Origin of the sequence: Mesorhizobium sp. YIM 152430, assembly GCF_029210365.1 — a bacterium.
Classification (GTDB): Bacteria; Pseudomonadota; Alphaproteobacteria; order Rhizobiales; family Rhizobiaceae; genus Aliihoeflea.
Genome location: NZ_JARGES010000018.1, coordinates 480,014 through 500,780, shown reverse-complemented (window position 1 = coordinate 500,780; position 20,767 = coordinate 480,014). Strand labels below are relative to the sequence as shown.

Sequence of the window (20,767 nt, the reverse complement as noted above, 5' to 3'; positions counted from 1 at the left end):
TCAGTTCGAACCGGGCGCGGCGCCATGGATGCCGCGCCCGGCCTCGAGCGCCGCTTGTTCGTCGTCCTCGTAGCCGCTGCCGGGCGCCGCGCGCGCCCAGCCTTGCGCGACCAGCCACGCGGCCGGATCGGCCGGGCCGAGCTTGCAGCGGCTGACGATCGTCTCGCCGCCCGGCGTGCCAGGCACGGTGCACGCGACGGCGCGGCCACGCAGATAGTTGCGGAAGGCCGTCCGGGCATGGACGCCGCACGGCCAGGAACGGCCACCCTCCCCGCACGTTTCGTCGGCGGCGACGATCTCGATCCCTTCCAGCGCGACGCGGTGCCCTTGCGCTTCGATCGTGCCGGCATCGACGACGACCGGGCGGTGAAGCAGCGTCTCGCGCGGCGGGCGGGTCGCCGGGTCTTCCGGCGCGCCGAGCGGGCTCAACGGTTCGCGCGGGGCGACGCGCTCCAGTTGCGTGACGTCGACGGGCGGGGCCGCGATCATCGGCGCGACGGGGCGACCGACGCGTTCGGCCCTGGGAGGCGGCGGCGGCTTTTCCTCGGTAGGCCGAGTGCCGAACATCTCGGAGACGGGCGGGCCGGACGCGCGTTCGCTCTGACCCCAGCCGAACACGACGGCCCCGACCAGGACCAGGCCGCCGACACCCACGAAGAGCGCGACGGGACGCATCCTTACTGACTCGCCCAGACGATCCGTGCCATCCAGACGATCTCGTTCGCGGGGATGGAACGGTCCGGGTGCTCCGGATTGAGCGACTGGAGTTCGACGGACTTCGCGGTCTTGCGCGCGAGAATCTTGGCCGTCACCTCGCCACTGGCCGTCTTGGCGACGACGCGGTCGCCCTTGCGCAGTTGCGCGGCCGGATCGACGATCAGGACGTCGCCGTCGCGATAGAGCGGCAGCATGGAATCACCCTGCACCGTCAGCGCATAGGCACCCTCGCCCGCGCCGGCCGGCAGCGGCACCTGATCCCAGCCATGGCCGGCGGGAAAGCCCGCATCGTCGAAATAGCCACCTGCACCGGCCTGCGCGAAGCCGATGAGCGGCACCGTCGCCGGCGCCGGACGCGCATCGCCATTCGCCTTGAGCAACCCGAGCAGATCGTCGATCGACGCACCCGTCGCCTCCAATATCTTGGCCAGCGATTCGGTGGAGGGCCAGCGCGGACGACCGTCGGCGGACTGACGCTTCGACTTGTTGAAGGCGGTGGAATCGAGGCCCGCGCGCTTGGCGAGGCCCGAGGCCGACAGCGCATTGCGCGCGGCCAGCGCATCGATCGCGGCCCAGACCTTGTCATGGGAGAGCATGGCGCCACCCCGCTAGAGGAAAATATACCTTGATCGTGTTAGCGCGACACGGCCGGCTTGTCCAGCTTCATGGCCGGTAGGCGGTGCGGCCCGTCGTCAGCATGGCGTCGAGCAGATCGAGCCGGTCCTGGCCCCAGAACGGCTCGCCGTCGAGCACATAGACCGGCGCACCGACGGCGTCGCTGGCCGCGGCCGACTGCGTGTTGGACTTGCGGCTTTCCTCGACCTGCGGGGTGTCGGCGGCAGCTAGGATCGCCTCCGCATCCTGGTCTTCGGCCGTGAGGTAGGTGGCGAGCTGCGCGCGGTCGGCGATGTTCTCGTCCTTCGCCCAGACGCCCTCGTGGACGCGCCACAGATAACCGGCCGGATCGGCACCCGCTTCCACGAGCGCGATGGCGACGCGGTCGGCAAGGGCGGAATCGACGGGGAAGAATTTCGGCTCGAGATTGAGCGTCAGCCCGCGCATCTCGCGGAAGCGTTGCAGTTCGATCCGCCGGTAGCGCTGGCGAAGCGGCGTGCGCTGGCCGAGCGGGACCGAACCCGAACTCGCCCAGACGCCCATGATGTCGATCGGCTTGTAGCGGATCGTCGCGCCGTGACGCGCCGCGATCTCATGCAGCGCCTGATGGCCGAGATAGGCGTAGGGGGATGAGCCGATGAGGTAGTAGTCGATAATGCGGGTCATTTGAAGAAAGCCTCGAATACCGTGCTGTCGACCGATCGAGCAGCGTGGAGAATGCGCATGATGCGGATCAGGTCGTCGCTCGCGGAATAGTAGATGACATAGGGATGTATCGAGAGACGACGCAGGGATGAACTGCCCGTCTCGGGCGCGAGCGGGCCAATGTGGGGATGATCGCACAGTCGTTCGACGGCAACATCAAACCGCGTGAGCACGGCATCGGCCGCGCGCGGGTTTTCTGCCAGAAGGAACTCGAAGATGTCCCGGATATCTTCTCGCGCTTGCGCCGTGAAAGCGAATTCAGCGGGCAAGTCGTTCTCTCAACTCTGCCATGACGAGCCGACCGTCGATGAGTTCGCCGCGTTCCGCCTGCGCGATTCCGATGGCTATTTCATCCTGCAGCGCCAGGCATTTGTCCACGTAGTGCAACAGATTTTCGGCAAGCTGCTCCTGCATTTCGGGAGGCAGCTTCTCCGCGGCACGCAATGCCATCTCGATCTTGCTCATCGCACGCTCCGTTTCGTTCCGGTCAATTCAAGCCTGCTTCGCCAGATCGCGCAAGCCTTGATGGGAAGCGAGGAAGGCTTCTTCCTGGGGCAGGAGCGGGCGCGGGGTGGCTTCGATGCCGAGCTCGGCGATGAGTTCGTCGATCGGCACGAAGCGGCGGTTGCCGCGGTCATAGACGCCGGCGGTGGTCATGATGACGGCGGCGGTGCGGCCGTCTTCGTGCAGGAAGCGGTGGCGGCCGATCAGATGGCGGTCGGTCCAGGTCTCGACGGTGGTGACGACCTCGAAACGCTGCCACAGCTTGATCTCGCGGACATAGACCGATTGCAGCCCGCCCATCATGGGCCCCCAGCCCTTCTGGCGCGCCAGCTTCAGAAAACCGAGGCGCAGGAAGATGTCGACGCGGCCGACATCGGCCAGCATCATGTAGCGCGCATTGTTCAAATGCATGTTGCGGTCGATGTCCGACGGCAGGCAGCGGAATTTCAGACGGCTTTCGTCGCCCGGCCGGAACGGTCCGCGTGATTTCGCGGTGGCCACCATGCGCGCGAGGCGCCCCCAAACATACATGTTGACTTCCCCTCAATGAAAAGGCCGGGCGGTTGCCCGCCCGGCCGGTCGATCGCGACGACCTATCAGGCCGCCTTCTTAGCACCCGCATAGGGATCGAAACGCTGGTAGAAGGTCTCACCCTTGGCGGCCATGTCCTTCAGGAGCGCCGGCACGTCGAACTCCTTGCCATATTTCGCGCCGAGCCTTTCGGCGAGGGCGACGAAGTTCTTCACGCCCATGCCGTCGATGTAGGACAGCGCGCCGCCCGTATAGGGGGCGAAGCCGAAGGCGAGGATCGAGCCGACATCCGCCTCGCGCGGATCGGTGACGATGCCCTCTTCCATGACGCGCGCGGCTTCCAGCGCGATGACGACGAGGAAGCGCTGCTTCAGTTCCTCGACGTCGATGCTGTCGGCGTCCTGCTGCGGGTAGAGCGTCTTCAGTTCCGGCCACAGATGCTTCTTGGCCGGCTTCGCCGGATAGTCGTAGAAGCCCTTGCCGTTCTTGCGGCCGTGGCGTCCATGCGTGTCGACCATCGTGTTGATCAGTTCGAACTGCTTCGGATCGACCGCGCCCTCGCCCATGTCGCGGATGGTCTGCTTCATGATCTTCTGTGCGAGGTCGATCGCCGTCTCGTCGGTGAGCGCGAGCGGGCCGACCGGCATTCCGGCCATCTTGGCGGCGTTTTCGATCATCGCCGGCGGGACGCCCTCGATCAGCATCTTGAAGGCTTCGGCCATGTAACGCAGCACGCAGCGATTGACGTAGAAGCCGCGCGTGTCGTTGACGACGATCGGCGTCTTCCTGATCGCGCGGACATAGTCGATGGCGGTCGCCAGCGCCTTGTCCCCGGTCTTTTCGCCCATGATGATCTCGACGAGCATCATCTTGTCGACCGGCGAGAAGAAGTGGATGCCGATGAACTGGTCGGGCCGTTTCGAGTTCTTCGCCAGACCGGTGATCGGAATGGTCGAGGTGTTGGAGGCGAAGATCGCGCTGTCGGCGATGACGGCCTCGGTCTTCTCGGTCGCGCCCTTCTTGACCTCCGAATCCTCAAACACGGCCTCGATGACGAGATCACAGCCTTCGAGCTTGGCATAGTCGTCAGTCGGAGTGATGAGCGAAAGGAGCTTCTTCTTGTCCTCATCGCTGGCGCGGCCCTTCTTGATCGCGCCGTCGACCAAATTTTCCGAATGAGCCTTGCCCTTTTCGGCCGACGCCATGTCGCGGTCAAGGAGGACGACCGGGATGCCGGCCTTGGCCGTGACATAGGCAATGCCCGCGCCCATGAAGCCGGCGCCGAGAACGCCGATCTTGGAGAACCTGGACGGCTCGACACCGGCCGGCCGGCGCGCGCCCTTGTTCAGTTCCTGCAGCGAGATGAAGAGCGAACGGATCATCATCGCCGCTTCGGTCGAGCGCAGGATCTCGGTGAAGTAGCGCTGCTCGATCTTGAGCGCCGTGTCGAAGGGCACGAGAAGGCCCTCATAAGCGCATTTCAGGATCGCGGACGCTGCCGGATAGTTGCCATAGGTCTCGCGGCGCAGGATGGCGATCGCCGGGGGCCAGAGGTTCGCGCCGGCAGCCGAATAGACCGGGCCGCCGGGCAGCTTGAAGCCCTTTTCGTCCCAGGGCTGCGTTGCCTTGAGGCCGTTCCTGATCATACCCTTTGCGGTCTCGACCAGTTTGTCGGGAGCGGCGATCTCGTGGATCAGGCCCATCGACTTCGCCTTCTTGGGCGACAGGTTCTGGCCGGTCGTCAGCATCTGGAGGGCCGATTGCGGATCGGTCAGGCGCGGGACGCGCTGCGTGCCGCCGGCGCCGGGGAAGATGCCGACCTTGACCTCGGGCAGCGCCATCTTGACGCTGTCGCTATCGGCCGCGACACGACCATGGCAGGCGAGCGAGAGTTCGAACGCGCCGCCCATGCAGGTGCCGTTGATCGCCGAGACCCAGGGCTTGCCGCTGGTCTCCAGCTTGCGCCAGAGCCACGACATGCGGCCCGCGCCGTCGAAGAGCATCTTCATGGCGGCGTCGGGATCAGTCGCCTTTTCCTTGGCGAAGATGCCGAGCATCTTGTTCAGCATCGTCAGGTCGGCGCCGCCAGAGAAACTGTCCTTGCCGGAGGTGATGACCGCGCCCTTGATCGCGGCGTCGCCGGCGACCTGATCTATGATCTTGTCGAGTTCGTCCATCACCTCTTCGGTGAAGACGTTCATCGAACGGTCGGGCATGTCCCAGGTGACGAGGGCGATGCCATCGGCGTCGGTTTCGACGGTGAAGTTCTTGTAGTCAGCCATTGTCAAATCTCCTCCGCCCGGCTCAAACGCGCTCGATGATCGTTGCGGTGCCCATGCCCGCGCCGATGCAAAGCGTGACGAGTGCGGTGTTCAAATCGCGGCGTTCCAGTTCATCCAGCACGGTGCCGAAGATCATCGCGCCGGTCGCACCGAGCGGATGGCCCATGGCGATCGCGCCGCCATTGACGTTGATCTTGTCGTGCGGGATGTCGAATGCCTGCATGTAGCGCAGCACGACCGAGGCGAAGGCTTCGTTGAGTTCGAAGAGGTCGATGTCGCCAAGCTCCATACCGGCGCGCTCGAGCAGCTTTTCGGTCACGTCGACCGGGCCGGTCAGCATCAGCGCCGGTTCGGAGCCGATATTGGTGAAAGCCTTGATGCGCGCGCGGGGCTTCGACGACAGCTTCGCGCCGCCTTCCTTCGAGCCGAGCAGCACGGCCGCCGCGCCATCGACGATGCCGGAGGAATTGCCGGCATGGTGGACGTGGTTGATCGTTTCGACTTCCGGGTGGCGCTGGATGGCGACGGCATTGAAGCCGCCCATCTCGCCCGGCATCACGAAGGACGGGTTGAGCGAGGCGAGCGACTGCATGTCGGTCGAGGGGCGCATATGCTCGTCATGGTCGAGGATCGTCAGACCGTTCTGGTCCTTCACCGGCACGACCGAATTCTTGAAGTAGCCGTTCTTCCAAGCATTGGCCGCGCGCTTCTGACTCTCGACCGCGTAGGCGTCGACGTCGTCGCGGGAAAAGCCGTATTTGGTCGCGATCAGGTCGGCCGACACACCCTGCGGCATGAAATAGCCCGGCAGACCGACCGAGGGGTCCATGAACCAGGCGCCGCCCGACATGCCCATGCCGACGCGCGACATGGATTCGACGCCGCCCGCGATGACGAGCTCGTCCGAGCCGCCGGCGATCTTGGCCGCGCCGAGATTGATGGCGTCGAGGCCCGATGCGCAAAAGCGCGATAGCTGAATGCCGGGGGCCTTCATGTCGTAGCGCGCTTCGAAGGCCGAAGAGCGCGGGATCACCGAGCCGGCCTCGCCGACGGGATCGACACAGCCGAAGACTATGTCGTCGACCTGTCCCGTGTCGATGCCATTGCGGTCGCGCACGGCTTCCAGAACCTTGGCGCCGAGGCGCACCGCCGGCACTTCGTGCAGCGAGCCGTCCTTCTTGCCGCGGCCGCGCGGCGTGCGCACGGCGTCATAGACGAATACGTCAGTCATCGGGGTTCTCCTCTGATCCTCAGAACTGGGGTTCGACCGTCACATCGGTCGTGACCGAATTGGCAATGAAGCAGGCGTCATGCGCCTTGTGATGCAGATCTTCGATGGCCGCCGCGTCGCCGTCGCATTCGACGCGCGGGCGCAGCGTGACCTTCGTGATGGCCATGCGGCCATCCGCATTCTTCGCCATCACGCCTTCCGCACGATCCATATAGGAGCGGATGTCGATCTTTGCCCGTCTGGCGAAATCGAGGAACCACAGCATATGGCAGGAGGCGAGCGAGGCGATGAACATTTCCTCGGGGTCGATGGCGGCGGCATCGCTATGGGGCGCAGGCACGATGCTGGGCGACGCGGATGCCGACAGGAGGGCGCCGCCATCGAAGCGCAGTTCGTGGACTCGCGAATAGCGGCCGGCGAGGAAGTCCGCTCCGGCTTCCGGCGTCCAGTTCAATTCGGCGACGTGCTGAGACATTCCTTCTCCTCAGAGCGAGCGGGCGATCAGGAGTTTCATGATCTCGTTGGTGCCGCCATAGATGCGCTGGACCCGCGCATCGCGGAACATGCGCGCGATCGGATATTCGTTCATGTAGCCATAGCCACCGAAGAGTTGCAGGCACTCGTCGACGATCTTGTTCTGGAGGTCCGACAGCCAGTATTTCGCCATCGAGGCGGTGACCGGGTCGAGCCCGCCATTCACATGGCGCGTGACGCAGTCATTGTAAAAGACCCGGCCGATGGTGGCCTCGGTCTTGAGTTCGGCCAGCTTGAACTGGGTGTTCTGAAACTCGATCACCGCCTTGCCGAAGGCCTTGCGCTCCTTGACATAGTCGATGGTGAGCGACAGCGCGCGCTCGATCATCGCGATGGCGCCGGCGCCGATCTGAAGGCGCTCCTGCGGCAGTTGCTGCATCAACTGGACGAAGCCCTGTCCTTCCTCGTGGCCGAGTAGGTTCGAGGTCGGCACGCGCATGTCGTTGAAGAACAGTTCGGACGTGTCGTTCGACTTCAAACCGATCTTGTCGAGGTTGCGGCCGCGCTCGAAGCCGTCCTGGCCGTCGGTCTCGACGACGATCAGCGACGTGCCCTTTGCGCCGGCCGCCGGATCGGTCTTGGCAACGACGATGATGAGGTTGGCAAGCTGGCCGTTGGTGATGAAGGTCTTGGAGCCGTTGAGCAGATAGTGGTTGCCGTCCTTCTCCGCGCGGGTCTTGACGCCTTGAAGGTCGGAACCGGCGCCCGGCTCCGTCATGGCGATGGCGCCGATCAGTTCGCCCGACGCCATCTTCGGCAGCCACTTCTTCTTCTGCTCCTCGGAGCCGTAGTGGAGGATGTAGGGCGCGACGATGGAATTGTGCAGCGAGATGCCGAACCCGTCGACGCCGATATGGCCGATCGCCTCGATGATGGCGCTCTCATGGGCGTAGGTGCCACCCGAGCCGCCATATTCCTCGGGCATGGAGGCGCAGAGAAGCCCCGCCTCGCCGGCCTTCTTCCAGCTTGCGCGATCAAAGCATTCCGCCTTCTCGAATTCCTCGTAGCGCGACGCGATCTCCGTATCGAGGAACTTTTCCGCCATGTCGTAGAGCATGGCGACGTCGTCGCCGGCCCAATCGGGCTTCGGCAGGCCGAGAACGGTTGCAGGATGCGTTGCCAATTGGGTCTCCTCCGACGACCGCGCGCCCTCTTCCGGGCACGGCCAGATTGGTAGCAAAAAAGTTCAAGCCTGAACAGATCAGGCTTGAAAGCGTCGAGCTTAGAAGGCGTCCGCCGAAAGCGCCATCATGGAATCGGCGCCCGAGGAGATGCGGGCGAGATGGGCCGAGGTTTCGGGCATCAGGCGGTCCATGAAGAAGCGCGCGGTGGCGAGTTTGTTTTCGTAGAACTCGGCCGAGCCGTTGTCGCCGGCGGCGATCTTCTCCTGCGCGGTCTTCGCCATCATCGCCCACATGTAGCCGAGCGAGACGAGGCCGAAGAGGTGCATGTAGTCGGTCGAGGCGGCGCCGGCATTGTCGGGCTTGCCCATCCCGTTCTGCATGAGCCACATGGTCGCGGCCTGGAGGTCGTTGAGGCCCTTCTTCAGCGACTTGGTGTAGGGCGCCATTTTTTCGTCGGCGCGGTTGTCCTCGCAGAACGCGCCGACATCCTTGAAGAACGCCTGCACGGCGCGGCCGCCATTCTGGCCGAGCTTGCGGCCGACGAGGTCGAGCGCCTGGATGCCGTTGGCACCCTCGTAGATCTGGGCGATGCGGGCGTCGCGCACGAACTGGCTCATGCCCCACTCCTCGATATAGCCGTGACCGCCATAGACCTGCTGGGCCATGACCGCGTTGTCGAAGCCCTTGTCGGTCAGGACGCCCTTGATGACCGGCGTCATCAGGCTCATGTGGTCCTCGGCCTGCTCGCGAGCCTTTTCGTCCTCGGAGCGGTGGGCGACGTCGGACTTGAGCGCGGTCCACAGGATCAAAGCGCGGCCGGCTTCGTTGATGGCGCGCATGGTCATCAGCTTGCGGCGGATGTCGGGGTGGACGATGATCGGGTCGGCCTTCTTCTCCGGCGCCTTGGCGCCCGAAAGCGAACGGCCCTGGATGCGGTCCTTCGCGTAGACGACGGCGTTCTGGTAGGCGATCTCGGAAATCGACAGGCCCTGGAGACCGACACCGAGACGGGCTTCGTTCATCATCACGAACATGGCTTTGAGGCCGCCATTTTCCTGGCCGATCAGCACGCCTTCGGCTTCGTCATAATTCATGACGCAGGTGGCGTTGCCGTGGATGCCCATCTTTTCCTCGATGGAGCCGCAGGAGACGCCGTTCTTCTCGCCCGGATTGCCATTCGCATCGAGCTTGAACTTCGGAACGATGAAGAGCGAGATGCCCTTGACGCCTTCCGGCGCGCCCTCGATGCGGGCCAGCACCAGATGGATGATGTTTTCGGCCATGTCGTGCTCGCCGGCCGAGATGAAGATCTTCTGGCCGGAAATCCTGTAGGTGCCGTCACCGTTCGGCACGGCGCGGGTGCGCAGGAGACCGAGATCGGTGCCGCAATGCGGCTCGGTCAGGTTCATGGTGCCGGTCCAGACACCCTCGACCATCTTCGGCAGAAAGGTCTGCTTCTGCTCGTCGGAACCGTGCGCGAGGATCGCGGCGACCGCACCCTGCGTCAGGCCCGGATACATCATCAGCGCCATGTTGGCCGACGACATGTATTCGCCGATCGCCGAATGAACCGTGTAGGGTAGACCCTGTCCGCCGAATTCGGCTGGCACCGCAAGACCCATCCAGCCGCCTTCGCGATACTGGTCGTAGGCCGCCTTGAAGCCCTTCGGCGTCGTCACCGAACCGTCCTCGTGGCGGGTGCAGCCTTCCTCGTCGCCGATGCGGTTCAGTGGATGAAGCACGTTTTCAGCCAGTTTTGCGCCTTCCTGAAGGATGGCTTCCAGCACGTCCGGCGTCGCATCGGCGAAGCCGGCGAGATTGCCGTAGCGCTCATAGCCGAGAACTTCATTCAAAACGAAAAGCGTGTCCGCGACGGGCGCCTTGTAGGTCGGCATGGCAGTCCTCCGAAAGTAAGCTGAAAGCCCCTTTCCCGGTCCGGCCGGCGGGGCGCTGATCCGGAGAGGATGACTATCAAACTTTGACGTTTGCGTAAACGTCAAAGTTTGTCGCAGCCTGTGCGCGGACAAAGAAAAAGGCCGGCTTTGCGGGCCGGCCTTCGAATGAGGACTGAAGGAAGCGATCACGCGGCGTTGGCGCGCTGACGTTCCTCGACCAGAGAGGCGACGCTGTCGCGCGTCTGGCGCAGTTCGTCGATCGCCTCGTCGAGTTGGCGGCGCTGTTCCTCGAGGCGGGCGATCTGACGCTCCGACTTGTCGAGGACGAAACGGTACTGCTTCATGTTGGTGCCGTTCGGATCGTAGAGATCCATCATCTGCTTGATCTCGCGCAGCGAGAAGCCGACCTTGGTGCCGAAGGTGATGAGCTTCAGGCGTGCCAGGTCGCGATGGGCGTAAAGGCGCGTCGTGCCTTCGCGCCTGGGCTGGATCAGCCCCTTGTCCTCGTAAAAGCGCAGCGTGCGCAGGCTGACGTCGAACTTGCGCGCGACATCGCCGATGCGCATGAGTTCGCCATTCTCGTCACCCGAGACATTGGAAAAGGAGGCCACGTCCGTGCCGGCCGGCATGATGTTCATGTCAGATCCCGTGATTCTTGATTCGGTTCGCTTGTCGCGAAAATTTGTGGCGAGGCGAAGGACGCCTTCGCGAGAAAGTTTCCCCGCCTTCCGTAAGGCAAGCGAGGCATGGGGCGCGCATATAATCCGAGACGGATTGTGCTGCAAGTGCGAAACGCCCGCCTGCGCCACTTTGCGCAAGGCCGCCGCCCGCATCGGAACTCAACCTTTGGTAAGTTTGGTTAACGGCTTGTTTACCATGGATGAGGAAAGGTGACCGTCAGCGACTCACCGTGATCCGTCTCGTATCTCGTTCCTCACGGCTTGATCCTCCGGCGCCGGGACGTCGCCGGAACGTCAATGGGTCCGGCAGAGGCCGGCAGAGGGCAACGGGCGTCAGGATGACTCAGAAGCAAGCTTATCTCGATGCGTTGAACAGCGGCCGCCGGCGGCGCCCGACGACGTCCATCGAAGATCTCAATCGGACGCTGGCGGAACTTGAAACCCGAATTGCCGGGCGTTCCAAGCCGGCGGGGACCGAAGCGGCGCAAGCGCCGACGCGCCTGGCCGCCGATATGGAAATTCAGCGCCAGCATGAGGACAGCATCGAGGCCGCCGGTTCGATCGCAGCAGAACTGAAGCTTCTGCGCGAAGACCTCAATGCCAAGCTGGCGGCAGGGATCGAACGCGAATTCGCCGCCCTCAAGACGCAGATCGAAGGCGCCCGCGCCGCGCCCGCCGCCTGCCGCGCAGACGAAATCTCCGGCGAAGTCGACCGCCTTGGCGGCATGATCGACGCGCTGGCCGCCCGCGGCGGAGAGGACAATGCGATCCGCCTTCAGGCGGAAATGGAAGACATCAGGAAGGCGCTTGCCGATGTCGCGCGCGAAACGACGGCCGAAAAGCGCTGGAACGACCTCGATCGCCGGCTCGACGCCTTCGCCGGCCCCGACTCCGAACTGGTGAAGACCGTCCAAAGCCGGCTCGAGCAATTGGGCTCGGTCGTCGCGACGCTGCCGGAGCCGGCCGCCATGCACGCGCTGGACGACAAGCTCAAGGTGCTTGCCGCGGCGATGGACCGTTTCGCGCAGAAACAGGGCCCCCTCGGCGACGGCGCCCTTTCGCTGATCGACGAACGCCTCGACGAAATCTCGCGCGCCATCGCGGCCTCGGCCGGCACCGGGCGCGGGCTGATCGTCGACGGCAAGCCGTTCGAAAGGATCGAGGCCCGGATCGGCTCCCTCGCCAAGCAGATCGACGAGTTGATCGAGGATCGCCCAACCGTCGATATCGGCGCGCAGATTGCCGCCATGAGCGAGCGGATCGACGAGATCGCCGCCCGGTCCGCGATACCGCACGAGACCATGACGCGCTTGACCGAGCAGATGAGCGTCATCGCCGGCAAGGTCGATGCGATCCCCTTCTCGCCGGATCTGTCCGAAATCTTCAAGGGCGTCGAAGCGCGTTTTGCCGCCTTCTCCCAGACGGTGGACGAGCGCAGTGCAGCGGGCGCGGCCAAGAGCGAGCAGCTTTTCGCCGAACTCGACGCGCGGCTCGGCGCCCTGACCGAAAAGCTGGAAACGGTGCAGGCCGGGCAATCGCGCGACGCGCTGATGGCTGCGATGGACGAGCGGCTCGCCGTCTTCGCCGACAGCTTCGAAAAGCGGCTCGGCGGCATCTCGCAGCGGCTGGAGACCACGACCGCCACACTGGTCTCGATCGATCCCGATCTGGTGAAGAGCCTCGAGGCTCAGGTCGCAAGCCTTGCCGAAGCGATTCAGTCGCCCGCGCGGATGCCGGCCGAATTCGAGGATGTCGCGCCGCGGCTGGAACGGCTCGAACGCATCATCGCCGACAACCACGCCGCCATGCTGGAATCCGCCCGCGAGGCTGCCGAACAGGCTGCGCGCGCGATCGGGCCCGCAGGCTCGGGCGACAATAACGTCGTGCAGGGCCTTGCCGACGATTTGCGGACGCTCGAAGCGCTGGCGCGCCGCTCCGACGAGCGCAACACCAAGACGTTCGAGGCGATCCACGACACGCTTCTGAAGATCGTCGAGCGCCTCGGCGCGATGGAACATGACGCCCAGGACGAGCACGACGCGCCGCGCGTCGGCATCATGGAAACGCCATCGCTTCACGCCGATGTCGACGACATGTCGATGGACACCGCCCTTGACGCGGAGATGCCTCTCGCGAGCGAACGAGCGGCCGAGCCACCGCAGGATGCGGACCAGCCGCGCTCGATGATCGCTCGCGTTCTCGGCCGCAAACGCCGGGAACGGGACGCGGCGTCCGCTTCGGCCGCGCCGGAGCTCGAACTCGACGCGCCGATCGATCCTGCGATCGTCAACCAGCCGATCGAACCGGGCCATGGCTCGCCCGACCTCAACGCCATCATGCGCCGGGTGCGCGACGAGCGGACCGTGCAGGGCAAGGACAGCACGACGACCGATGTCGATGCCAAGGCGGATTTCATCGCCGCGGCGCGACGCGCGGCGCAGGCCGCCGCCGCAGAAGCGGAGACGCTGAAATCCGGCAAGTCCGCTGACGGTTCGCAGCGCTTCAGCCTGTCGAAGCTTCTCAAGTCCAGGAACCGCGCGGTGTCGATGGGCATCATCGCCGTGACGCTGGCTCTCGCCGGCATCCAGATCGGCAAGACGCTGACCGCAGACGAGGCGGTTGCGAGCGCCGAGCCCTCCGATCAGGTCACGCTTGGCGCGGTCGACATCCAGAACGCCGAAACGATCCCTGCTCCTGCCCAGTCGCAAAACGTCCGCGACCTGACCGCAATGGCCAAGGAACCGGCCGCCACGCCTGTCGCGAAGCCGGTGCTTGCCGCCGTGAAGGCGCCCGCCGCCGACCAGGCCCGCATCGAGACCGCGTCGATCGCCCCCGACATTCGAAATCCGGCACCAATACAGCCGACATTGCCGAACGATATCGTGAACGATGACGATGCCGGCGAGGCGCCGAGCGTCACCGCCGTTCCTCTCGAGGCGGGCAATACCGTCCTGCGCGAAGCGGCCGCGGCGGGCGATCCGAAAGCCTGGTTCGAGATCGGCAACCGCTATGCGGAAGGCCGCGGCGTCGAAGCGGACATGAAGGCGGCGGCACTGTGGTATGAGAGCGCCGCCGATGCCGGCCTCGCGCCGGCGCAGTACCGGCTTGCCAACATGTTCGAAAAGGCGACCGGCGTCGAACGCGACATCCCGCGCGCCATCGCCCTTTACGAAAAGGCGGCTGCCAAGGGCAATGCGAGCGCCATGCACAATCTGGCGGTGCTTCAAGCCATGGGCGCGAACGGGCGCACCGACAATTCGGCCGCCGCGCGCAACTTCACCAAAGCCGCAGAACTCGGCGTTCGCGACAGCCAGTTCAATCTGGCAATCCTCGCGGCCAAGGGCGTCGGCATGAAGCAGGATCTGGCAGCCGCCTACAAATGGCTCGCCATCGTCGCCGCGGCAGGCGATGCCGATGCCGCCGCAAAGCGCGACGAAGTGGCCAAGCTCTTGGCACCCGCCGATCTTGAGAAGGCGAAGAAGACCGTCGAATTGTGGAAGCCGAAAACGCTCGACGCCGAAGCCAATGCGGTCACGATCCCGGAAGCCTGGACCGAGGACATGGAAGCGACCGCAAGCACCGATCTCGGCGCCGCCATCAAGCGGGTGCAGGCAATCCTCAACGCCCATGGCTACGATGCCGGCAATCCCGACGGCATCATCGGCGCCAGGACGACTTCCGCCATCGCAGCCTTCCAGAAGGATAACCAGATGGAGCCGACGGGGCGGATCGACGAACCGCTGGTGCGCGCGCTTCTGGCGCTCGGCTGACGCTTTCCGGCATCACTTCGGCAGCCGTCGCGCCCGCTCGTTCCGGCGGGCGCAACTTTTTGCGGCAATGTCGCTCCAGCGGTTTGACTTCGCCTTTTTCAAAGCGCAAGAACGACATGCTTCGACCATGAAATCCAAGGGAAATCTCCCTTCCCGAACAGTCAGCGAGATGAGCCGGTGGGCATCTATCTCCCGATCGCCGAATTGTCCGTCAACATGCTGGTTCTGCTCGGCATGGGATGGGCGGTCGGGTTTCTGTCGGGTATGTTCGGGGTCGGCGGCGGGTTTCTCATCACGCCGCTCCTGATCTTCTACAACATCCCTCCGGCGATTGCCGTCGCGACGGGCGCCAACCAGGTCGTCGCCTCGTCGGTCTCGGGCGTTCTCGCGCATGTGAAGAAGGGCACGCTCGACTTCAAGCTCGGCACGGTGCTTCTTCTGGGCGGCATATTCGGCTCGACCATCGGCGTCTTCGTCTTCGCCTTCCTGCGCGGTCTCGGCCAGCTCGATCTGGTCGTCTCGCTGCTCTATGTCGGGCTGCTCGGCACGGTCGGCGGACTGATGCTGGCCGAAAGCATCCGCGCGCTGCGGCGCGCCAAGGGGGGACAGGTCGCAAGCCTGCGCAAGCCTGGCCAGCACAACTGGATCCACCGCCTGCCGCTGAAGATGCGGTTTCGCACCTCGAAGCTCTTCGTCAGCGTGATCCCGGTCCTGGGCCTCGGCGCCGTGATCGGCTTTCTTGCGTCGATCATGGGCGTCGGCGGCGGGTTCATCATGGTGCCGGCATTGATCTATCTCTTGAAGGTGCCGACCAATGTCGTCATCGGCACATCGCTGTTCCAGATCATCTTCGTCGCGGCCTACACCACCATCGTCCATGCCGCGACGAACCAGGCCGTCGACATCGTCCTCGCCTTCCTGCTGATGGTGGGCGGGGTGGCGGGCGCGCAATATGGCGCGCGCGCCGGTCAAAAGCTGCGCGGCGAACAATTGCGCGCGCTGCTCGCGCTGCTCGTCCTGATGGTCGCCGGACGTCTTGCCGTCGACCTCTTCGTGCCGCCGGCAAGCCCTTATTCGCTGGCGACTGTGGGGGGCCTGTGATGCGCGCGCTGTTTGCTGCCCTCATGCTTTTCATGGCGGCGACCGCCGCGCAGGCGCAGGACCCCAATGCGCCCGAATCCTTCCAGATCGGCCTTTCGACCAACCGCGTTGCCATCTCGTCGGATTTTTCGGGCGCGGACCTGACGATCTTCGGCGCCCTCGACAATGCCGACCAGATGCTCGCGCGGCAGGGGCGCTACGACATCGTCGTCGTCCTCGAAGGACCAGCCCGGCCGATCGTCGTGCGCAAGAAGAACCGGGTGCTGGGCGTCTGGATCAACACGCAGTCGCAAAGCTTCACCAGCGTTCCGGTGTCCTATTCGGTGTCGAGCACGCGGCCCTTGCAGGACGTGACGCAGCCCGCCGTCTACCGCCAGTTGGCGTTGGGTTCGGAAAACATCTTCCTGCGTGCCGTAGAGGAGGAAGGGCGGCGCGACCCGGATAAGGTGGCCGAGTTCACCGCTGCGCTGCGCGAGCAGAAACGCGCGGCGGGGCTCTACAGCGAGCGCATTGGCGGCGTGCAGTTCCTGTCGCCCAGCCTCTTTCGCGCCACGGTGGCGCTCGCTCCAAACGTGCCGGTCGGCACGCATCGCGCCCGCGCGTTCCTGTTTCGCAACGGCACGTTCGTCAAGGAAACCTCGGCACAGCTCACCATCGTCAAGGCGGGCCTCGAACAGCGCATCTATCGCACAGCGCAGGAAAACGGGCTGCTGTTCGGAATCTTCGCCGTCTTCCTTGCCGTCGTCACCGGCTGGCTCGGCCGGATGATCTTCAAGCGCGATTAATCGGCACGCAAAAGACGCCGGTCCATCGGATAGACGCGATTGGTGCCGAGCATGTGGGCGACGAAATTTTCCGGGCAGAAGAGATTCGCGAAGGCGCGGTCGAGGACGTTGAGCGCGCCGGTGAACGCGCCGAAGGCGGGCATGATCAGCCGGTTGTCGTCGGCGGCGAAGCAGCGGCGGCGCACCGAGCGGCCGCGCTGGACGATGCGTGCGCCGGGATGGAGATGACCGGCGATTTCACCTGCGAGCCGCCCCGCCGAGGGTTCGTGGCGGAAGACGACGCTGCCGATGCCGAGTTCCTGCACAGTCGCGCCGGGCAGGTCCGCCGGTTTTTCGGGGTCGTGATTGCCGGCGACCCAGAACCAGTCGCGGCCTTTCATCAGCGCCAGAAGCTGGTCGCGGTAGATTGCCGGCATCCGCGCGGCGCCGCCGATGTCGTCGAAACTGTCGCCGAGCGAGACGACCATCGCCGGATCGTAGTCGGCGATGACCGCGCCGAGGCGTGCGAGCGTCGCGGCGGTGTCGTAGGGCGGCAGCATGTAGCCGCGGCGGGCGTGGCGCGAGCCCTTCTCAAGATGAAGGTCGGAGACTGCGAGCAGGCGCATTTCGGGGAACCAGGCGACACCGCGCGCATCACAGACCACGCGCTCGCCGTGCACCGCCGTTTCGCTCGTCGCCGAAAACCGGCTCTGCGCCTTGAAGTTCATTGCGTACCCATCGCCTCGTCGATCAGACTGTCCGCGGCCTCGCCCAGGAGTTCGTCCTCGGCCCCGCCCGCCACGCGCTCCTTGCCAATCTCGAGCATGACCGGCACGGCGAGCGGCGAAATGCGCGGAAGGTCCTTATGCATGATTCGACCCTTCACCCGCGAGAGCATCTCGCCAAGCCTCCTGACATCGAGGAGCCCGCTTGCAGCGTCCGCGCGCGTCGCGCGCAGCAGGATGTGATCGGGATCGTGGTTGCGCAGGACATCGTAGATCAGATCCGCCGACACCGTCACCTGCCGGCCGGATTTCTCCTTGCCGGGATGACGGCGCTCGATCAAGCCGGCAATCACGGCGCAATTGCGGAAGGTGCGCTTCAACAGCCAGCTATCGGCCAGCCAAGCGTCGAGGTCGTCGCCCAGCATGTCCTCGTCGAAGAGTTCGCCGAAGGTGAGCTTGCCCGAGCGATGGAGCGAACCCATGTCGCGCAGGCCCCAGATCGCGATGGCGTAATCGGTGGCGACGAAACCGAGAGGTCGAGCGCCGCCGCGCTCCAGCCGGCGCGTCAGCAACATGCCGAGCGTCTGGTGCGCAAGACGACCTTCGAAAGGATAGGCGACCATGTAGAAGCGGTTGCCGCGCGGAAAGGTTTCGATCAGGAGATCGTCGCGGCTCGGCAGCACGGACTTCGACTTCTGGATCGTCAGCCATTCGGAAACCTGTTCGGGAAGGCGATGCCAGCAAGACGGATCGGCGAGCATGGCGCGCACCTCGGCTGCCAGATAGGTCGAGAGCGGAAACTTGCCGCCGCCATAGGATGGGACCAGCGCATCGGCGCCCGGCGCGGGCGTGACGTAGCACTCGTTCTCGCGGATGCCGGCAAAGCGGACGACCTGTCCGGCGAAAATGAAGGTGTCGCCCGGCGTCAGCGTCTCGAGGAAATACTCCTCGATCTTGCCGAGCGAATAGCCGCCAGCCAGCGCGCTTTTCGTCTTGCCGCGCACGAGGCGGATGTTGAGCATCGGCGCCTCGACGATGGTGCCGACATTGAGGCGGTATTGCTGGGCGATCATCGGGTGCGAGACGCGCCAGCGGCCGTCCTTCATCTGGCGGATGCGGGCGAAGCGCTCATAGGTCCGTAGTGCGTAGCCGCCGGTCGCGACGAAATCGACGATGCGGTCGAAGGTCTCGCGGTCGAGCGCCGCATAGGGGGAAGCACTGACGATCTCCGCGTAGAGGTCGTCGGCGAAGAAGGGCTCGGCGCAGGCCATGCCCATGACGTGCTGGGCGAGAACGTCCAGTCCGCCCTCGCCCACCGGCGGCGTGTCCTGCGCGCCGAGATAGTTGGCGTCGAGCGCGGCCTGGCATTCCAGCACCTCGAAGCGGTTGGCCGGAACGAGGATCGCGCGGCTCGGCTCGTCCATGCGGTGGTTGGAGCGGCCGATGCGCTGGGCGAGCCGGCTTGCGCCCTTCGGCGCGCCGACATGGACGACGAGATCGACATCGCCCCAGTCGATGCCGAGATCGAGCGTGGAGGTAGCGACGATGGCGCGAAGGCTGTTCGTCTCCATCGCCTTTTCGACGCGCCTTCGCTGGCCGACATCGAGCGAACCGTGGTGGAGCGCGATCGGCAGCGTGTCGGCATTGACGTGCCACAGCTCCTGGAACAGACGCTCGGCCTGGCTGCGCGTGTTGACGAAGAGCAGCGTCGTGCGGTGCGCCTTGATTGCCTCGTAAACGTCCGGGATCGAATATTGCGCCGAGTGCCCGGCCCAGGGCACGCGCTCGGCGGATTGCAGGATGGTGATATGCGGCTTCGCGCCGCCGGCAACGGTGATCAGGTCGGCCATGTCGCCGGGCGGGTTCTGGCTGACGAGCCAGCGGCGCAACTCATCCGGCTCGGCCACCGTCGCCGACAGGCCGATGGTGCGCAGGTCCGGCACGAACTTGCGCAGGCGCGCGAGGCCGAGCGACAGGAGCTGGCCGCGCTTGGAGGTGACCAGCGCATGGAGTTCGTCAAAGATCACATAACGCAGATCGGCGAAGAAGCGCTCGGCATCCTTCGAGGCAAGCATCAGCGCGAGTTGCTCGGGCGTCGTCAAAAGGATGTCGGGCGGCGCCTGCTTCTGGCGCTGGCGCTTGTGGGCGGGCGTGTCGCCGGTGCGCGTCTCCATCGAGACCGGCAAAGCCATCTCGGCGACCGGCCGCGTCAGATTGCGCTCGATATCGACGGCCAGCGCCTTGAGCGGCGAGAGGTAAAGCGTGTGAAGTCCCTGTCCTGCCGCGCCGGGCTTGCGCTTGCCGCGCCGCGCCAGATCGACCAGTGACGGCATGAAGCCGGCCAGCGTCTTGCCCGCGCCGGTCGGCGCGATGAGCAGGACGGAACGGCCGGCTTCCGCGCGGGCGAGAAGGTCGAGCTGATGCGCGCGCGGCTGCCATCCGCGCATAGCGAACCAGCGCGAAAAGGCCTCGGGCAGCAGTGTCGCGCGTTCGAGCGCGCGGTCGTCGAGACGTCGGTTCACGGACCAGATGTAGCGTCGGGCCGGCGACGCGCCAAGGTCAGTGCGGGTGCGCGTCGAGCGCCGGCACGTCGTCGAGCGTCGCGTCCAGCCATACGGACTGTGTCTTGCGCTCGGCGACAACGATCAGACCGGCGACATCGGTACCGCGGTCACGGCGGATGATCGCATCGTCCATCGCGACGAGATCGAAGCCGGTGTCGGACAGAAGGCGGCGCAGATAATCGGGCGCGTGGGCGTAGCGGCGGGATTCGCCGAGGTGGAGATCGCCCGCGCCATCGTGGCGTTCGACGGAAAAGGCGAAGAGGCCGCCCGGCACGAGCGCGGCCGCAACTTGCGCGAAAACACGCTCCAGCCGGCCGACATAGAGGAAGACGTCGGCGGCGGTGACGAGGTCGGCCGAATTGCGCTCGGGCTCGAAGGTCAAAAGGTCCTGTCGCGCCAGCCGGTCGTAGACGCTCTTGGCGCGCGCCTTCTTCAGCATGTTTTCCGACAGGTCTCCGCCTTCGAGGAAGCTCGCCATCGCGCGCAGGCGCTCGCCCATCAGGCCAGTGCCGCAGCCGAGGTCGAGCGCATGGGCGAAGCTTGAGCGTCCCGTCGCACACAGGGCCTCCGCGATCAGCTCCGGCACGCGGTAGCCCAGCTTCTGCACCAGTTCGACTTCGAACTTGCCGGCATACTGATCGAAAAGCGTTTCGGCGAAGGCGCTCGAAATGCCGCCGGCATTCTCGATGGCGCCGACGAGTTCGAGCTTCAGGGCACTGCCAAGTCGGTCGGCCGGGTCGAGCCGCAGCGCCTCGCGCCAGGCATCCGCCGCGGCCGCGATTTCGCCGGTCGCTTCGTGCATTTCGCCGAGGCGGAACCAGCCCGTCGCCCAACCGGGCGCAAGGTTCATCGTCTCCGCCATCAGTTCCGATGCGGCGGCACGGTCGCCGGAGGCGAACAGCATCTCGGCATAGTCGGCACGGCGGTCGGCGGCGGCGTCGCCGGACGAATACAAAATGGGCTTCATGTTCGAAGGGGCTCGCGACCCATGATCGGGCGCGCGGCTTATCTGCCAATTTCGCAGC

The 20,767-nt window shown here is 65.2% G+C and carries 18 protein-coding genes; 3 read left to right on the top strand and 15 right to left on the bottom strand.

Going from position 1 to position 20,767, the window contains the following annotated elements; genetic code table 11:
* From PZ895_RS04880 to PZ895_RS04825, 12 genes are all read right to left on the bottom strand, one after another.
* Positions 1-675 carry a thermonuclease family protein gene (locus PZ895_RS04880; protein WP_275837858.1) on the bottom strand — a complete coding sequence of 225 codons (675 nt, stop codon included), beginning with the start codon at positions 673-675 and terminating at the stop codon, positions 1-3.
* 2 nt (positions 676-677) lie between these two features.
* Positions 678-1,313 carry a helix-turn-helix transcriptional regulator gene (locus PZ895_RS04875; RefSeq protein ID WP_275837857.1) on the bottom strand — a complete coding sequence of 212 codons (636 nt, stop codon included), beginning with the start codon at positions 1,311-1,313 and terminating at the stop codon, positions 678-680.
* A gap of 67 nt (positions 1,314-1,380) precedes the next feature.
* Positions 1,381-1,998, bottom strand: a complete 618-nt coding sequence (locus PZ895_RS04870; RefSeq protein ID WP_275837856.1) for a 2-hydroxychromene-2-carboxylate isomerase — start codon at positions 1,996-1,998, stop codon at positions 1,381-1,383.
* Positions 1,995-2,306 carry a type II toxin-antitoxin system RelE/ParE family toxin gene (locus PZ895_RS04865; RefSeq protein ID WP_275837855.1) on the bottom strand — a complete coding sequence of 104 codons (312 nt, stop codon included), beginning with the start codon at positions 2,304-2,306 and terminating at the stop codon, positions 1,995-1,997. The genes PZ895_RS04870 and PZ895_RS04865 overlap by 4 nt, the downstream gene beginning before the upstream one ends.
* Positions 2,296-2,502: a hypothetical protein gene (locus tag PZ895_RS04860; protein WP_275837854.1), complete on the bottom strand. Its 207-nt coding sequence runs from the start codon at positions 2,500-2,502 to the stop codon at positions 2,296-2,298. The genes PZ895_RS04865 and PZ895_RS04860 overlap by 11 nt, the downstream gene beginning before the upstream one ends.
* Before the next feature lie 27 nt (positions 2,503-2,529).
* Complete coding sequence (locus PZ895_RS04855; RefSeq protein WP_275837853.1) at positions 2,530-3,072, bottom strand: thioesterase family protein; 543 nt, start codon at positions 3,070-3,072, stop codon at positions 2,530-2,532.
* A 65-nt stretch (positions 3,073-3,137) separates the two neighbouring features.
* On the bottom strand, positions 3,138-5,354 hold the full coding sequence (locus PZ895_RS04850; protein ID WP_275837852.1) for a 3-hydroxyacyl-CoA dehydrogenase NAD-binding domain-containing protein: 2,217 nt from the start codon (positions 5,352-5,354) through the stop codon (positions 3,138-3,140).
* A 22-nt stretch (positions 5,355-5,376) separates the two neighbouring features.
* Positions 5,377-6,585 carry an acetyl-CoA C-acetyltransferase gene (locus PZ895_RS04845; RefSeq protein ID WP_275837851.1) on the bottom strand — a complete coding sequence of 403 codons (1,209 nt, stop codon included), beginning with the start codon at positions 6,583-6,585 and terminating at the stop codon, positions 5,377-5,379.
* Between the two features lie 19 nt (positions 6,586-6,604).
* Positions 6,605-7,060, bottom strand: coding sequence for an OsmC family protein (locus tag PZ895_RS04840; protein WP_275837850.1), 456 nt, complete (start codon positions 7,058-7,060; stop codon positions 6,605-6,607).
* A gap of 9 nt (positions 7,061-7,069) precedes the next feature.
* Positions 7,070-8,176, bottom strand: a complete 1,107-nt coding sequence (locus PZ895_RS04835; RefSeq protein ID WP_275837953.1) for an acyl-CoA dehydrogenase family protein — start codon at positions 8,174-8,176, stop codon at positions 7,070-7,072.
* Positions 8,177-8,341: 165 nt separating this feature from the next.
* A complete protein-coding gene (locus tag PZ895_RS04830) occupies positions 8,342-10,138 on the bottom strand; it encodes an acyl-CoA dehydrogenase C-terminal domain-containing protein (protein ID WP_275837849.1) in 1,797 nt (598 codons plus the stop codon).
* Between the two features lie 185 nt (positions 10,139-10,323).
* Positions 10,324-10,776, bottom strand: a complete 453-nt coding sequence (locus PZ895_RS04825) for a MerR family DNA-binding transcriptional regulator (RefSeq protein WP_275837848.1) — start codon at positions 10,774-10,776, stop codon at positions 10,324-10,326.
* A 380-nt stretch (positions 10,777-11,156) separates the two neighbouring features.
* Between PZ895_RS04825 and PZ895_RS04820 the strand changes: the two genes are divergently transcribed.
* From PZ895_RS04820 to PZ895_RS04810, 3 genes are all read left to right on the top strand, one after another.
* Complete coding sequence (locus PZ895_RS04820) at positions 11,157-14,588, top strand: peptidoglycan-binding protein (RefSeq protein ID WP_275837847.1); 3,432 nt, start codon at positions 11,157-11,159, stop codon at positions 14,586-14,588.
* Positions 14,589-14,765: 177 nt separating this feature from the next.
* Positions 14,766-15,689 (top strand): sulfite exporter TauE/SafE family protein, encoded by a 924-nt coding sequence (locus PZ895_RS04815; RefSeq protein WP_275837846.1) that lies wholly within the window; start codon positions 14,766-14,768, stop codon positions 15,687-15,689.
* On the top strand, positions 15,689-16,474 hold the full coding sequence (locus PZ895_RS04810) for a TIGR02186 family protein (RefSeq protein WP_275837844.1): 786 nt from the start codon (positions 15,689-15,691) through the stop codon (positions 16,472-16,474). Before PZ895_RS04815 ends, PZ895_RS04810 begins: the two co-directional genes overlap by 1 nt.
* Here PZ895_RS04810 and pdeM read toward each other — a convergent pair.
* From pdeM to PZ895_RS04795, 3 genes are all read right to left on the bottom strand, one after another.
* Positions 16,471-17,181 carry a ligase-associated DNA damage response endonuclease PdeM gene (gene pdeM, locus PZ895_RS04805; protein WP_275837843.1) on the bottom strand — a complete coding sequence of 237 codons (711 nt, stop codon included), beginning with the start codon at positions 17,179-17,181 and terminating at the stop codon, positions 16,471-16,473. The genes PZ895_RS04810 and pdeM overlap by 4 nt on opposite strands.
* Entirely contained in the window at positions 17,178-19,625 is a 2,448-nt protein-coding gene (locus tag PZ895_RS04800; RefSeq protein WP_275837952.1) for a ligase-associated DNA damage response DEXH box helicase, read from the bottom strand. The genes pdeM and PZ895_RS04800 overlap by 4 nt, the downstream gene beginning before the upstream one ends.
* Before the next feature lie 112 nt (positions 19,626-19,737).
* A complete protein-coding gene (locus tag PZ895_RS04795) occupies positions 19,738-20,709 on the bottom strand; it encodes a methyltransferase domain-containing protein (protein ID WP_275837842.1) in 972 nt (323 codons plus the stop codon).
* Positions 20,710-20,767 lie beyond the last annotated feature (58 nt).